This window comes from Nocardia brevicatena NBRC 12119, assembly GCF_000308495.1.
GTDB classification, from domain to species: Bacteria; Actinomycetota; Actinomycetes; order Mycobacteriales; family Mycobacteriaceae; genus Nocardia; species Nocardia brevicatena.
The window spans coordinates 1-14602 of sequence record NZ_BAFU01000086.1 but is presented as its reverse complement, the minus strand read 5'-3'; the positions used below and the strand labels follow the sequence as shown (position 1 = coordinate 14602).

Annotated in this window: 15 protein-coding genes; 14 read left to right on the top strand and 1 reads right to left on the bottom strand. The window is 68.8% G+C overall.

Annotated features, from left to right (window positions below; translation table 11 throughout):
* The first annotated feature begins 124 nt into the window (after nucleotides 1–124).
* Both ON20_RS23200 and ON20_RS23195 read left to right on the top strand, forming a co-directional pair.
* A complete protein-coding gene (locus ON20_RS23200; RefSeq protein ID WP_051163211.1) occupies nucleotides 125–1156 on the top strand; it encodes an NAD-dependent epimerase/dehydratase family protein in 1032 nt (343 codons plus the stop codon).
* Nucleotides 1153–2163: a lysophospholipid acyltransferase family protein gene (locus ON20_RS23195; RefSeq protein ID WP_040838572.1), complete on the top strand. Its 1011-nt coding sequence runs from the start codon at nucleotides 1153–1155 to the stop codon at nucleotides 2161–2163. The genes ON20_RS23200 and ON20_RS23195 overlap by 4 nt, the downstream gene beginning before the upstream one ends.
* Nucleotides 2164–2190: 27 nt before the next feature.
* On the opposite strand, the gene ON20_RS23190 is transcribed toward ON20_RS23195, so the two are convergent.
* Complete coding sequence (locus tag ON20_RS23190) at nucleotides 2191–3159, bottom strand: HAD family hydrolase (protein ID WP_040838877.1); 969 nt, start codon at nucleotides 3157–3159, stop codon at nucleotides 2191–2193.
* A 202-nt stretch (nucleotides 3160–3361) separates the two neighbouring features.
* Between ON20_RS23190 and ON20_RS23185 the strand changes: the two genes are divergently transcribed.
* The 12 genes from ON20_RS23185 to ON20_RS23130 all read left to right on the top strand — a co-directional run.
* On the top strand, nucleotides 3362–3610 hold the full coding sequence (locus ON20_RS23185) for a glutaredoxin family protein (protein ID WP_174361929.1): 249 nt from the start codon (nucleotides 3362–3364) through the stop codon (nucleotides 3608–3610).
* 204 nt (nucleotides 3611–3814) lie between these two features.
* Nucleotides 3815–4858: a redox-sensing transcriptional repressor Rex gene (locus ON20_RS23180; RefSeq protein ID WP_040838570.1), complete on the top strand. Its 1044-nt coding sequence runs from the start codon at nucleotides 3815–3817 to the stop codon at nucleotides 4856–4858.
* Nucleotides 4855–6288: a glutamyl-tRNA reductase gene (locus tag ON20_RS23175; RefSeq protein ID WP_040838569.1), complete on the top strand. Its 1434-nt coding sequence runs from the start codon at nucleotides 4855–4857 to the stop codon at nucleotides 6286–6288. The genes ON20_RS23180 and ON20_RS23175 overlap by 4 nt, the downstream gene beginning before the upstream one ends.
* Before the next feature lie 26 nt (nucleotides 6289–6314).
* Nucleotides 6315–7361, top strand: a complete 1047-nt coding sequence (gene hemC / locus ON20_RS23170) for a hydroxymethylbilane synthase (RefSeq protein WP_040838875.1) — start codon at nucleotides 6315–6317, stop codon at nucleotides 7359–7361.
* Nucleotides 7358–8920 carry a bifunctional uroporphyrinogen-III C-methyltransferase/uroporphyrinogen-III synthase gene (locus tag ON20_RS23165; RefSeq protein WP_040838567.1) on the top strand — a complete coding sequence of 521 codons (1563 nt, stop codon included), beginning with the start codon at nucleotides 7358–7360 and terminating at the stop codon, nucleotides 8918–8920. Before hemC ends, ON20_RS23165 begins: the two co-directional genes overlap by 4 nt.
* Before the next feature lie 532 nt (nucleotides 8921–9452).
* Entirely contained in the window at nucleotides 9453–10430 is a 978-nt protein-coding gene (hemB, locus tag ON20_RS23160) for a porphobilinogen synthase (RefSeq protein ID WP_040838874.1), read from the top strand.
* 2 nt (nucleotides 10431–10432) lie between these two features.
* Entirely contained in the window at nucleotides 10433–10906 is a 474-nt protein-coding gene (locus tag ON20_RS23155) for a hypothetical protein (protein ID WP_040838565.1), read from the top strand.
* A 407-nt stretch (nucleotides 10907–11313) separates the two neighbouring features.
* Nucleotides 11314–11826 carry a transport-regulating membrane protein Mce1N gene (gene mce1N / locus ON20_RS23150; protein ID WP_040838564.1) on the top strand — a complete coding sequence of 171 codons (513 nt, stop codon included), beginning with the start codon at nucleotides 11314–11316 and terminating at the stop codon, nucleotides 11824–11826.
* The gene (locus tag ON20_RS23145; RefSeq protein ID WP_040838563.1) at nucleotides 11823–12089 is read left to right on the top strand and encodes a hypothetical protein; all 267 of its coding nucleotides are present in this window, start codon (nucleotides 11823–11825) and stop codon (nucleotides 12087–12089) included. Before mce1N ends, ON20_RS23145 begins: the two co-directional genes overlap by 4 nt.
* Nucleotides 12082–12369: a hypothetical protein gene (locus ON20_RS23140; RefSeq protein ID WP_157228961.1), complete on the top strand. Its 288-nt coding sequence runs from the start codon at nucleotides 12082–12084 to the stop codon at nucleotides 12367–12369. Before ON20_RS23145 ends, ON20_RS23140 begins: the two co-directional genes overlap by 8 nt.
* A gap of 121 nt (nucleotides 12370–12490) precedes the next feature.
* Entirely contained in the window at nucleotides 12491–13828 is a 1338-nt protein-coding gene (gene hemL / locus ON20_RS23135) for a glutamate-1-semialdehyde 2,1-aminomutase (RefSeq protein WP_040838872.1), read from the top strand.
* 161 nt (nucleotides 13829–13989) lie between these two features.
* The coding region (locus tag ON20_RS23130; RefSeq protein ID WP_169332373.1) for a histidine phosphatase family protein at nucleotides 13990–14602 on the top strand (613 nt) is incomplete at its 3' end.

The window sequence follows — 14602 nt, the reverse complement described above, 5'->3', positions numbered from 1 at the left end:
TGCGGCGGTGCACGTGATGACTACTCTGGTAACGGACTAGTGAGCGGGGGTTCGATGCTCGAGGTGGGACGGTTCGGTGCAGGTGAACGGTGAAGACAACCCCATATACACGCCCGATGTCGTGATGGTGACCGGCGCGAGTCGGTTCTTCGGCGGCAATGTGGTGTGTCGACTCGCCCAGCGATCCGATATCGAACGGATCGTGGCGGTCGATGTGGTTTCGCCGAGCCCCGAGCTGCGACGTAAAATGGGCCGCGCCGAATTCGTACGCGCCGATATTCGTAATCCTTTGATCCGCAAGGTGATAGGGCGATACGACGTGGATACCGTGGTCCATACCGCGATACTGTCGCAGCCCCGGTCCGGCGGCGGTCGGGCAGCAATGAAGGATATGAATGTCCTCGGCGCGATGCAACTGTTCGCGGCCTGCCAGAAAACGCCCACCATGCGCCGGGTGGTTTTGCGCTCCAGTTCGGCGGTATACGGGGGAAGCGCCCGGGACCCGGTGAAATTCACCGAGGAAATGAGCGCCCGTGTGCCGCCTCGCGGCTGGTTCGCCCGGGACATGATCGAAATCGAGGGCTATCTGCGCGGTCTGGCGCGTCGCCGCCCCGATATCGCCACCCTGACGCTGCGGTTGGCCCCGGTGGTGGGACCGGGGCTGGCCGGCCGGGCCGCCGAGTATCTCCGTTCCCCGCTGACACCCACTGTCCTGGGCCGGGACGCGCGGCTGCAGTTCCTGCACGAGGAGGATGCCGTCGCCGCCTTGGTACACGCGGTTTTCCACGGCCCGGGCGGCACTTACAATATTGCTGGTGACGGTGCGCTCGCGCTCTCGCAGGCGGTACGTCGGTCCGGCCGGGTGCCATTGCCGGTACCGTGGGCGATGTTCCGCACCGTAGGGCGAACACTGATGGGTCCGGTGATGCGTGACTTCAGTGCCGAACAGCTCGACTACTTTCATTTCGGTTGTGGTCTGGACACCACGCGTATGCGCGTCGAGCTCGATTTCGCGCCGCGCTGGACATCGGTCCAGGCGTTCGACGACCTCATAGGGGGCGCAGCGTTGCGACCCGTCATCGATCCCGCATGGATCGATGCCGCAGAACAGAAACTGCTCGGCCTGCTCGGGGCCGGTACGGGAGCACATTCATGAGCCATTCAGCCAAGGTCATCAAACTGCACGATCTCACCTCCGCGCCGCGGCCCCGTCCTCCGGCGCGCGACTGGCAGGGGCGGTCCGCCAAGCCGGTCACCTCGCTGACCGAGCGTCTGCCCAAGGAGCCGGCGGAGCCGCATTCACTATCGGATCTGATGCGCGGCGCACTCGGGAAGCAGATCTCCAAGACGGCCGAATTCACCCGCCGACGCCTCACCGGCGACTACCAGGTGGACGAATTCGGATTCGACGAGCATCTGCTCGAATCGGCGCTGCTGCCCGCGCTGCGCCCACTCGCCGAACACTGGTTCCGCGTGCAGGTCAGCGGAATGGACAATGTCCCGGAATCCGGCGGGGCACTGATCGTGGCCAACCACGCGGGCACGGTCCCGTTGGACGGGCTGATGCTGCAATTGGCCGTCCACGACCACCATCCCAAACAGCGCGCGCTGCGCCTGCTCGCCGCCGATCTGGTTTTCGAACTGCCGGTGCTCGGTGCGCTGGCCCGTAAGGCCGGACATACCCTGGCCTGCCGCCCCGATGCCGAACGCCTGCTGCGCTCCGGCGAACTGACCGGGGTGTTCCCGGAGGGATTCAAGGGCGTCGGCAAGAAGTACACCGACCGGTACAAACTCCAGCGTTTCGGCCGCGGCGGATTCGTCGCCGCCGCGGTGCGTACCGGGGTGCCGATCATCCCGTGCTCGATCGTCGGGTCCGAGGAGATCTATCCCAAACTGGCCGATATCAAGCCGCTGGCCCGGCTGCTCGGACTGCCCTATTTCCCGGTGACACCGCTGTTCCCGCATCTCGGACCGCTCGGCGCGATCCCGCTGCCGTCGAAGTGGTACATCGAATTCGGCACCCCGATCACCACCGGCCATTTCGAGGTCGAGGACGCCGACGATCCGATGACGATGTTCGAGGTCACCGACCAGGTGCGGGAAACCATCCAGCAGACGCTCTACAAACTTCTCACCAGGCGCCGCAACGTCTTCACCGGCTGAGAGACCTACGCGGCATCGCTGTGCCGATCAGAGGCTTTTCTCGCGGCGGCGGGTGACTGCCGCCGCGACCGCGCCCCCCGCGGCGCCCAGGGCCAGCGCCGTGGGCACGCCGATCTTCGCCGCTTTGCGGCCGGTGCGGAAATCGCGGATTTCCCAGCCGCGGGCCTTGGCGACCTCGCGAAGGTCCGAATCCGGGTTGATGGCGACGGCGGTGCCGGTCAGTGAGAGCATCGGCACGTCGTTATGGCTGTCCGAGTAGGCGGTGCAGCGTTTCAGGTTCAACCCCTCGCGGATGGCCAGGGCGCGGACCGCATGGGCCTTGCCGAGGCCGTGCAGGATATCGCCGACCAGCCGGCCGGTGAATTTCCCGTCCACGCTTTCGGCCACCGTGCCCAGGGCGCCGGTCAGACCGAGTCGTTTGGCGATCACCTGCGCCAGCTCTACCGGAGTGGCGGTGACCAGCCACACCTGCTGGCCGGCATCGAGATGCATTTGTGCGAGCGCGCGCGTGCCCGGCCAGATCTTGTCCGCGATGATCTCGTCGTAGATCTCCTCGCCGAGGGCGGCGAGTTCGGCGGTGGAGCGGCCCGCGATGAAGGCCAGGGCCTTCTCCTTGCCCGACGCCATATCGGTGCTGTTTTCTTTGCCGGTGACGCGGAACTTCACCTGTTTCCACGCGATATCCACCAGATCCGAGGTTTTGAAATAATTGCGGGCGGCCAGGCCGCGGGCGAAATGCACGATCGACGCGCCCTGCACCATGGTGTTGTCCACGTCGAAGAATGCCGCCGCGGTCAGGTCCCGCGGCACCTCCGGTCGCTCCGGTCCCATACCGCCGGCGCGTTCGGCGTCCTGCAGCGCCAGCGCGGCATCGGCGCTGGCCTCGCCGGCGAGATTGGCTCGGACCTCTTCCTCGCTCGGCCCGAAGGGACTGCGCGAGATACGCGCCAGCTGCTCGGTCAGCCCCTGACCGAGCGGCCCCAGATTCCAGCGCACCGGAAACTCACCGAACCGGCCCGCGATGAATCCGGTCTTTACCGCCTTTGATCGTTCCGGCACCAGTACCTCCGCCCATTCGCGCGAACCACGTCCACACTAACCGGATTCGGTGCCGGTCAGGTACGGATGGCACGCCCACCCCCGGGTCTCCGAGCGTTTTAATAGCGCTATGACCAATCGGACCGGTACCAATCCGACAGTGCACGAGGTAACCCTGCTGACCCGAGCCGGCTGCGGTATGTGCGATCGAGCACTGGAACAGCTGCGTGTGATCTGCTCCGAATTCGGAGTGACGGTGAACACTGTGGACGTGGATGTGGCCGCCGCTACCGATCCGGCGCTGCGCGCGGAGTACGGCGACCGGCTGCCGGTGGTACTGCTCGATGGTCGGGAACACAGCTATTTCGATGTCGACGAGGCGCGATTGCGCACCGACCTGAGCCGCTGAGCGAAAATGAGGCCAATTTCACCGACTTTGTGCAGGGCTTCACAAGCGGTTACGGTGGTGGCACGCGACCCGCGGGCCGGGCGATACCCAGACCGCCGGTTCGCGGTGAATCAACCCGATACCCGACCCCGCCACCGCAGTGCGCTCGCGGCGGAGGTCGCCGACGATCCCAGCCCTGGTCGGGCCGGATGAGGAGCCGAGGACGTGACAGAGCAGCATGAGACGCCGAGTGGCGTCTCCCGCAGGGCTCTGCAGCCGAGCGTCGGCCCCGAAGGCGGCAGTTCGCGGAATATCCCCCAGGCCACGGTGGGCCGGTTGGCCACCTATCTTCGGGTCCTCGCCGCTCTGAGCGACGACGGTGTGGCCATCGTATCGAGTGAAGAACTCGCTGTCGCAGCGGGTGTCAATTCCGCCAAGCTTCGCAAGGATCTCTCCTTCCTCGGACCCAACGGGGTACGCGGTGTCGGCTACGACGTGGCCCGGCTGCGTGCCCGGATCGAGGACGTTCTCGGGCTGTCCGACGGACACCGGGTGGTGCTGATCGGTGCCGGGAACCTGGGGCGGGCGCTGGTCGGCTATCGCGGGTTCCGGCGGCGCGGGTTCACCGTGGTGGGATTGCTCGACAACGATCCGGCCGTGATCGGCCAGGAGATCTCCGGACTGCGGGTTCGCGACGTCGCCGAGTTGGCCGCGGCGGTCGGGTCCCTGCGTCCGACGATCGCGGTGATCGCGGTGCCCGACGACGCGGCCCAACGGGTGTGTGACGAATTGGTGACCGCCGGGATGCAGTCCATTCTCAGCTTCGCTCCCCGGGCGCTGGTGGCCCCGTCGAATGTGGAGATCCGGCGGGTGGATCTCGCGGTGGAGATGCAGATGCTGTCGTTCGAGCGGGTGCGCAACGCCGACCCCGAGCACCTGGCGGCCGAACCGGACGAAGCCGGGGCCGGGACCCACAGCGCCGGGCGAAATCCGCGCGGGGCGGTGCCGAGCCGGGACGGTGTGGCGAAAAACTCCCCCTCACGTGCGAACAATGCGACCGCGGAGGGTGTTGTACCGGAACGCGCGACCGACCGGGGTGATGCCGCCGCGGCGCATCCGCTGACCGGTTCCGGCCGCATCGCCCGCCGGGTGCCCGCGCATCCAACACCAGGGCCCGCCGGACATACCCCCTGTGCGGCGCCGTCCGCCCAGTTGACCTCGCATTCGGCAACGGAGCCAACCAGCAAGGGATCGGTGTGCACACCATGAGCGTTCTTCTCGTCGGCATATCTCATCGCAGCGCCCCCGTGTCGGTGCTGGAGAAGGTGGCGGTCACCGATACCGACCGCCCCAAGCTGATCGACCGCATGCTCGCGTCCAGCCATATCTCCGAGGCGATGATCGTGTCCACCTGCAACCGGGTGGAAGTCTATGCCGTGGTCGACGCCTTCCACGGCGGTCTGGCCGAGGTCGGTGAGCTGCTGACCAAGCATTCCGGACTGCCGCTGCCCGAACTCACCCGCCACGCCTATGTCCGCTACAGCGAGGCCGCCGCCGAACATCTGTTCGCGGTGGCCAGCGGTCTGGATTCGATGGTGGTCGGCGAGCAGCAGGTGCTCAGCCAGATCCGCAGCGCGTACGCCGGCGCCGACGCCCAGCAGGCGGTCGGCCGCACCCTGCACGAACTGTCGCAGCACGCGCTGCGGGTCGGCAAACGGGTGCACTCGGAGACCGGGATCGACCGGGCGGGTGCGTCGGTGGTATCGGTCGCGCTGGACCGTGCCACCGCGGTGCTCGGGTCGTTGGTCGGACGGACCGCGGCCGTGGTCGGCGCGGGGGCCATGGGAGGGCTGGCCGTGGCGCATCTGTCGCGGGCCGGTATCGGCCGGATCATCGTGGCCAACCGCACCCCGGAACGGGCTCGGCGGCTGGCCGCCACCGCGGAGTCGCACGGGGTGTCGGCGCAGGCCTGCGAGCTGTCGCGGCTCACCGAGGCCATGGCGGCGGCCGATGTGGTGGTCACCTGTACCGGCGCGGTCGGCGCGGTGGTGACGCTGGCCGACACCCACCGCGCGCTGACCGACCGTGAACGATCCGGGCAGGGACCATTGGTCTTCTGCGATCTGGGGCTTCCCCGCGACGTCGAGCACGCGGTCGCCGGGTTGCCGGGGGTGAGCGTGATCGATATCGAAACCCTGCAGCGGGACCCGGCCGCCGGTGCAGCCGCCGGCGATACCGCCGCGGCCCGGGCCATTGTCGCCGATGAGCTCGCGAAGTATCTCGCCGGACAGCGGATGGCCGAGGTCACCCCGACCGTCGCCGCACTGCGCCAGCGCGCCGCCGAAGTGGTCGAGGCCGAACTGTTGCGGTTGGACTCCCGGCTGCCGAGCCTGCCCGATCCGGAACGCGACGAGGTAGCGCGCACGGTGCGTCGGGTGGTGGACAAGCTGCTGCACGCCCCGACGGTCCGGGTCAAACAACTGGCCACCACTCCCGGTGGTGACAGCTACGCCGAGGCGCTGCGAGAGCTGTTCGAGCTCAAGCCGGGCGCGGTGCAGGCGGTGGCGGCGCCCATGGAGATCAGTCCGCGCGGTGCCGAGCACGGCGGGGTCGGCCGGCCGGGCCTGGACGGCGGGGTCGCTCTCGCCGATGATTTCACCCCCGGTCATGGCAACGATGGACAGGAGCAGTCGGTATGACCATCGTGCAGGGCGAAGGCGATGTGATGGACGCCGCGCCGACGACACCATTCGGCCGCGGGCCGTGGCGTATCGGTACCCGGGCCAGCCTGCTCGCGCGCACCCAAGCGGGCACCGTACGCGATGCGTTGATCGCGGCCGGCCAATCTGCTGAGCTGGTGTTGGTCAAAACCGCGGGCGACCTGGTCGGCGGACCGGTCCAGGACATCGGCGTCGGGGTGTTCACCACCGCGTTGCGGGACAAACTCGCCGCCGGAGAGATCGATATCGCGGTCCATTCGTACAAGGACCTGCCGACCGCCCCCGATCCCCGTTTCACCATCGCCGCCATCCCGTCCCGGGAGGATCCGCGTGACGCGCTCGTCGCCCGGGACGGGCTGGTACTGGGCGAACTGCCGCCCGGCGCCGTCGTGGGAACGTCGTCGCCGCGGCGGGCCGCGCAGCTGCGGGCCCTCGGCCTGGGCCTGGAGGTGGTTCCGCTGCGCGGGAACCTCGACACCCGACTGCGCAAGGTCGGCGAGGGCGAAATGGACGCCGTCGTGGTGGCCAGGGCCGGTTTGGCCCGGATCGGCCGGCTGGACGCGGTCACCGAGGCGCTGGAGCCGGTACAGATGCTGTCCGCTCCGGCGCAGGGAGCGCTCGCCGTGGAGTGCCGGGCCGACGACAGCGAGCTGATTGCGGTGCTGGCCGGTCTGGACGACGCGGCCACCCGTGCGGCGGTCGAGGCCGAGCGGGCCTTGCTCGCCGAACTGCAGGCGGGGTGCACCGCGCCCGTCGGGGCGATCGCCGAGGTCGTCGAATCGCTCGACGACGAGGGGCGGATCGTCGAGGAGCTGTCGCTGCGCGGCTGTGCCGTCGCCGTCGACGGTTCCGATGTGCTGCGGGCCTCGGTGGTCGGCACACCCGCCGACGCGGCCGAGCTCGGTCGTGCACTGGCCCGTGAACTATTGGATCTAGGTGCTCGCGAACTGCTCGCGACCGCACTCGAACCGGCGGAGGCCGGCACCCTCCCGGCGGGGGAGAACACCGCCACGGACTTCACCGAACCCAGTCCCATGGAGAACAACCGATGAGTCGAGCCAGCAAGAAGCATCCGGGGCGGATCCTTTTCGTCGGGTCGGGCCCTGGCGATCCGGCCCTGCTGACCCTCCGGTCACGTGAGGTGCTCGGCCGGGCCACGCTCGCGTTCACCGATCCCGATGTGGATGCCGGCGTACTAGCCCTGATCGGGACGGCGGTGGAGCCGGGACCCGAGGGGGAGCCTCTGGTGGACGTGCGCCCCGCGCTGGGCGAGCCGGCCGAGGTGGCCAAAACGCTGATCGCGGAGGCCAAGGCCGGACACGATGTGGTGCGTGTGGTCTCCGGTGACCCGCTCACCACCGATGCGGTGATCGCCGAGGTCACCGCTGTCACCCGCTCGCATATCGTCTTCGAGGTGCTGCCGGGGCTGCCCGCCGGTTCCGCGGTGCCGGCCTACGCCGGTATCGCCCTCGGCTCCGGCCATACCGAGGCCGATGTGCGCGGTGAGGTCGACTGGGCCGCGCTGGCCGCCGCGCCCGGCCCGCTGGTACTGCACGCCACCTCCGGGCATCTGGCCGAAACGGCGAGCGCACTGGTCGAACACGGAATGGCCCCGCAGACCCCGGTGGCGGTGACCATCCGCGGTACCACCCGCCAGCAGCGCACCATCGAAGCCACGCTGGCCACTCTGAACAGTGCCGCGTCCGAACTGGTCGGCCCCTTGGTGGTGACCATCGGCAAGGCGGTATCGCAGCGGTCGAAGATGTCGTGGTGGGAATCGCGCGCCCTCTACGGTTGGACGGTGCTGGTGCCACGCACCAAGGACCAGGCCGCGGAGATGAGCGAGCGGCTGGTCATGCACGGCGCGATCCCGAAGGAAGTGCCCACCATCGCGGTGGAGCCGCCGCGTAGCCCCGCCCAGATGGAGCGCGCGGTCAAGGGCCTGGTGGACGGTCGTTACCAGTGGGTGGTGTTCACCTCCACCAACGCCGTCCGCGCGGTATGGGAGAAGTTCGCCGAGTTCGGTCTGGACGCTCGGGCGTTTTCCGGAGTGAAGATCGCCTGCGTCGGCGAGGCCACCGCCGACAAGGTGCGCTCGTTCGGCATCAAGCCCGAACTGCTGCCCAGCGGGGAACAATCCTCGCTGGGGCTGCTCGCCGATTTCCCGCCCTACGACGACGTGTTCGATCCGGTGAACCGGGTGCTGCTGCCGCGCGCGGATATCGCCACCGAAACCCTGGCCGAGGGTCTGCGCGACCGCGGCTGGGAAATCGATGATGTCACCGCCTACCGCACCGTGCGCGCCTCGCCGCCGCCCGCCGAGACCCGCGAAATGATCAAGACCGGCGGTTTCGACGCGGTGCTGTTCACTTCCTCGTCGACGGTCCGGAACCTGGTCGGTATCGCGGGCAAACCGCACGCGCGCACGATCGTCGCCTGTATCGGCCCCAAAACAGCCGAAACCGCGGTCGAGTTCGGATTGCGGGTGGATGTGCAGCCCGAGGTCGCCCAGGTCGGCCCGCTGGTGGAAGCCCTGGCCGAGCACGCGGCCCGACTCCGCGCCGAGGGCCTGCTGCCCCCGCCGCGGAAGAAGAGCCGCCGCAGTCGGTAAGCGTCGCCCTGCCGAGCCCTACCCACGCAGGCGTGCTCTATCGACCGCTCGCGAGCACCGGTCACAACCTGCCCGCCGTCCGCGCTGTCGTACCCTCCGCTCGACGGAGTGGCCAGGCGCAGATTCATCGCCGGGAAAGATGTGGGACCCGTAGCCGTCGAACCCTCCGCTCGACGGCTACGGCCTGCCCCCGCCCGCACGACCACTGCCAACCAACGCCCACACCATGGAGCCCCCTCCACCAGCAGGTCGAGCGGACCATACCCAAGGCGGAGAAGGCCGACCATATCCCTACGCCGCCGAACGCCCTCGCGGCCCCGCCCCTTCACACCGCAACGCAAGGTCCGTACAGAAACCGACCCCACACGGGGCCGCGCCGTCGCGGCCCCGTATGGGGTCGTCTCGTGTTTCGGCGCCCGAAGCGCATGCGCCGAAACACGAGTCTCGGGCGCCGAAACACGAGACCTGGAGGCCGCGAACCCGCCCGCGCGAATGCGCGGGCCAAACAACACAGCCATAAGATACAGCCATGATGACGGGAATCGAACGGCCGCGGCGGCTGCGGCGCACCCCGGCGCTGCGGCGGCTGGTCGCCGAGACCGGCCTGGAGCCGCGGCACCTGGTGTTGCCGATGTTCGTCGCCGATGGTTTGGCCGAACCGCGCGAGATCGGGTCGATGCCCGGCGTCTACCAGCATTCGATGGATTCGCTGCGCAGGGCCGCGGCCGAGGCGGTCGGCGCCGGTATCGGAGGGCTCATGCTGTTCGGCGTACCCCGGCCCGAGGACAAGGATCCGCTCGGCCGCCGGGCGTCCGATCCGGACGGCATTCTCAACCGCGGGTTACGCGCTCTGTCCGCCGAGGTCGGCGAGGCGACGGTCGTCATGGCCGATACGTGTCTGGACGAGTTCACCGACCACGGCCACTGCGGGGTGCTGGACGCCGCGGGCGCGGTGGACAACGACGCCACGGTGGCGCGGTATGTGGAGATGGCGGTGGCGCAGGCCGAGGCCGGGGCGGACCTGCTCGGTACCAGCGGCATGATGGACGGCCAGGTGGGCGCGATCCGGGAGGGCCTGGACGCTGCCGGATGGATCGACACCGGCATCCTCGCCTATGCCGCCAAGTACGCTTCCGCCTTCTACGGTCCGTTCCGGGAAGCGGTGGCCTCATCGCTGCAGGGCGACCGGCGCACCTATCAGCAGGATGCCGCGAACCGCCGGGAATCCATCCGGGAACTGGAGCTGGATCTGGCCGAAGGCGCCGATATCGTGATGGTCAAACCGGCCATGTCCTATCTGGACATTCTGCGCGACGTCGCGGATCGCTCCACCGTCCCGGTCGCGGCCTATCAGATCTCCGGTGAGTACGCGATGATCACCGCCGCCGCCGAGCACGGGTGGATCGACCGCCGCGCCGCGATCCTCGAATCACTGGTGGGTATCCGCCGGGCGGGCGCGGACATCGTGCTCACCTACTGGGCCGCCGAGGCTGCGCGCTGGCTGTCGTGAGTATGCCGGCGGATGTCGCCACCGCGCGCCAATTGTGGTGGGGGGTTATAGGTCTCGGAGTGGTTCAGTTGATCGCGTCGCTCGCGGACGCGGTGGGGCGGCGGGAGGAATTCGTCGCGGATATGGTGGAGCAGCTGCGTACGACCGACGCGCAGTTCACTCCGGCGGGTGTCGATCTGCTGGTGACCATGGCGTTCGTCCTGGCCGGGGTGTTCGGCCTGGGGTTCGCTGCGCTCGGTGTCCTGATCGTGCACCAACTCGGCAAGGGACGGATGTGGGCCCGGACGGTGCTGACCTTCGCCGGGGTGTGGCTGGTGCTCACGGGCATTGGCACGCTGCTCGCCATCGAGGCGATCGGCGGGCTCGCGTCGCTGGTCGCGGGCGCCGCGTCGATCGTTCAGGCCGTCTTGGCGGGCGGGGCGATCTACCTGTGTCACCGCAAAGATGCGGCGAACTGGTTCCAAGCCCGCCGCTGATGGGTATCCCCGATACCGAACGCGAAGTTTGTTTCGGATATTCCTGGATGTACAGTGAGGGCTGTCACAGGAGACGCGCAGCCGGTGGTCGGTCGTCTGTCCGTAGGGACAGTGGTCCGGGTCCGGGGATCGGAGGCAGCAATGCGAGTGGTGATCCAGCAGCCACAGAGCATTCGGCGGGATCTGCTCGTATTGAGCCTGCTGATCCTGTTCGGACTCCTCACCGTGGCGGTGCTGTTGATTCCAGGTCTGATCGGCTGACAGTAGTATGGCCGCGCCTTCGGCGCGCCATGTTCGCGGCTTCCAGGTCTCGTGTTCCGGTGGCACAGATGTGGTCGTCGCTGGAGAGTTCGACTGCGGGGAATCGGAGGGTATGCGTGAGTCGTGCTCGCGGGGGAAGCGGGACTGTGGTCGTCGAGAGGGTGCTCTTCTATGAGCCGGGTGGTCGTTGGCGCACCGTTTGTTACGGTCCCATGCTGTGCCTGCTCATTCTGTTGCTGGAACTCGCGACCGGCGGTAGGCCGCACTGGTTCGCCCTGGCCTTCTGCGCGGTGCTCATCGCGGGTTTCGTCGTGGTGCAGGTGATCGCGGCTCGCACCCATGTCGGCGTCGAACTCACCGAGACGACCCTGCGCAACGGCACCGAAACGCTGCCGGTGAGTTCGATCGCGGCGGTTCTGCCCCCGACGGCGGAATTGCGGCCCGGCGAGGGATCGTGGGAGGACGCGCGGGTGCTCGGCGAACTGTCCGGGGTGCCCCGTCGGCGCACCGGTATCGGGCTGCGCCGGACCGACGGGGCGCTCGTGCGGACCTGGGCCAGGGACCATCGCGACCTCCGTGCCGCGCTCACCACGCTGGTCGAGGCATCGACTGTCGACACCTCGGAGAAACCGATCGAAGAGCGAGGAGAAGACCGGTGAACAGATCCGCTGTCGTGACGGCCCTCGAGTTCGCGGTCGCGGTACTCTGCGGCGTCGGCGCGGTGCTGTGTTGGAGTCGGGGTGTGCAGGTCACCGAGTTCCCGGTCCGGGGCGATATCCCGGCTTTCGCCGCCGCCCGGTACGCGGGTCCCTGGCTGTTCGCAGCGGTGGCACTGGCGACGGGTGCCGCCCTGTTCGCGCTCGACACGCTCATCCGAGCGGTACGGCCGGTACGCGGTAGCGGGGGTATGCCGAATGTCTAGGGGCATCCGCGCCTTCGTCGCGGCCGGGCGCGGTCTGTCGGCGGTGCGATATCCGGCCGTGTCCTTCGGATGCTGCGCCGCGATGACGGCCATGGCCGCCGTGCTCGGGTGCGGCGCCGGCTTCGCGACCGCCGCACCGGGGCCGCTCGCCGTGCCGTGCCCGGAGCCGACAACGGCCGCACCGGGGCTGCTGCCCGAGACCGGGTCGGCGGCGGTCCACAACGACCTCATGTGCCGGCTGCGTACCGTCTGGGCGGCGGCGCCCTGTCGATACACCTAGACGCCGGGCGGACGGTACGGGCCGCGTTCCTCGGCGTCCGCGGACAATGGACCGCGACGCGTGTCACTCGCACTACACCCTGTCGTCGACGTCGCGGAGCCAGGCTGCCAAACTGGAGGCCGTGAGTTCTTCTCCGCGCGCGGCCGAGGTAAAGGTGCCGGTTTCCGATCAGCTCTTCCGACGAGCCGAATCAGTTGTCCCCGGCGGGGTGAATTCCCCGGTTCGGGCCTTCGGTTCGGTGGGCGGTACCCCACGTTTCATCAACTCGGCCCGGGGTTGCGTCCTCACCGATGCCGACGGCAACGAGTATGTCGATCTCGTGTGTTCCTGGGGTCCCATGATCCTGGGGCACGCTCATCCGGAAGTGATCGAGGCGGTGCGGCGGGTCGCGGTGGACGGGCTGTCGTTCGGTGCCCCGACCGCAGCGGAGGTGGAGCTGGCCGAACTCATCGTCGAACGGGTCGCGCCGGTGGAGAAGGTACGGCTGGTGAACTCCGGAACCGAGGCCACCATGAGCGCCGTCCGGCTCGCCCGCGGCCACACCGGACGCGCCAAGATCATCAAGTTCGCCGGCTGCTACCACGGGCATGTGGATGCGCTGCTCGCCGAGGCCGGCTCCGGGGTCGCCACCTTCGGTCTGCCGACCTCGCCCGGGGTCACCGGCGCCCAGGCGGCCGACACCATCGTGCTGCCCTATAACGATCTCGACGCCGTGGCCGCCGCGTTCGCCGCGTATCCGGGGGAGATCGCCGCCGTGATCACCGAGGCCGCGGCGGGCAATATGGGCGCGGTCGCGCCGCTGCCCGGATTCAATACCGGTCTGCGCAGGCTCACCACCGAACACGGTGCCCTGCTCATCATGGACGAGGTCATGACCGGTTTCCGGGTGAGCCGTTCGGGCTGGTACGGCCTGGAATCGGTGCATGCCGACCTGTTCACCTTCGGAAAGGTGATGAGCGGCGGTCTCCCCGCGGCGGCGTTCGGCGGCCGCGCCGAGGTGATGGATCGTCTGGCTCCGCTCGGCCCCGTCTACCAGGCGGGCACCCTGTCGGGTAACCCGGTGGCCGTGGCGGCCGGATTGGCCACGCTGCGGGCCGCCGACGACGCGGTGTACACGGCACTGGACCGGCACAGCGAACGGCTCGGCATTCTGCTCACCGAGGCGCTCACCGACGCGGGGGTGCCGCACCGGGTCCAGTTCGCAGGCAATATGGTGAGCGTGTTCTTCGCCGATACCCCGGTTCACGACTACGCCTCCGTCAAGGCGAGTCAGACCTGGCGTTATCCGGCCTTTTTCCACGCGCTGCTCGACGGTGGGGTGTACGCGCCGCCGAGCGCGTTCGAGGCATGGTTCGTGTCCGCGGCGCTCGACGAAGACGCATTCGACCGTATCGCCGCAGCCCTGCCCGCCGCCGCTCGAGCGGCCGCGAGCGCGACACCCGAAGGAACCCGCGCGTGAGCCAGTCCGATTCCGAGCGCGAACCCGCCCTGTCCACCGACATCGAATCCGGCGATACCGGCCACCCCGGTCCGATCGCCGCGGGTACCGCCGCCGAGGTCTCCGCCGACCCGGTACGGGCGGCGGTCGGTGACAGCACCGACCCGGAGGCCGTCGAGACGATCGTGCACGTCCTCCGGCACGGCGAGGTACACAATCCCCGCGGAATCCTGTACGGCCGGTTGCCGGGATTCGGTCTGTCGGTCGCCGGGCGCGCTCAGGCCGGGGCCGTCGCTCGGGTATTGGCCGACCACGATATCGCCGTGGTCATCGCCTCGCCGCTGCAGCGCGCCCAGGAAACCGCGGAACCCATCGCCGCCCGACACGGTCTGTCGGTGCGCACCGACGAGAACCTGATCGAAGCGGGCAATACCTTCGAGGGTCTGCGGGTGTCGGTCGGGGACGGGGCGCTGCGCAAACCGCGGCACTGGTGGAAGCTGCGCGACCCGTTCACCCCGTCGTGGGGCGAACCGTATCTGCAGATCGCGCACCGCATGCTGGCCGCGGTGAACAAGGCGCGGGTCGAGGCGGTCGGTCGGGAGGCGGTGCTGGTCTCGCATCAGCTGCCGGTCTGGACGTTGCGCCGGTTCCTGCAGGGACAGCGGCTGTGGCACGATCCGCGGCAGCGGCAGTGTTCGCTGGCCTCGCTCACTTCCCTGGTGTACCACGGGGAGACGCTCGTGGATATCGTCTACTCCGAGCCCGCGGGCGGTTCGAACCCCAGGGTGACCGGGG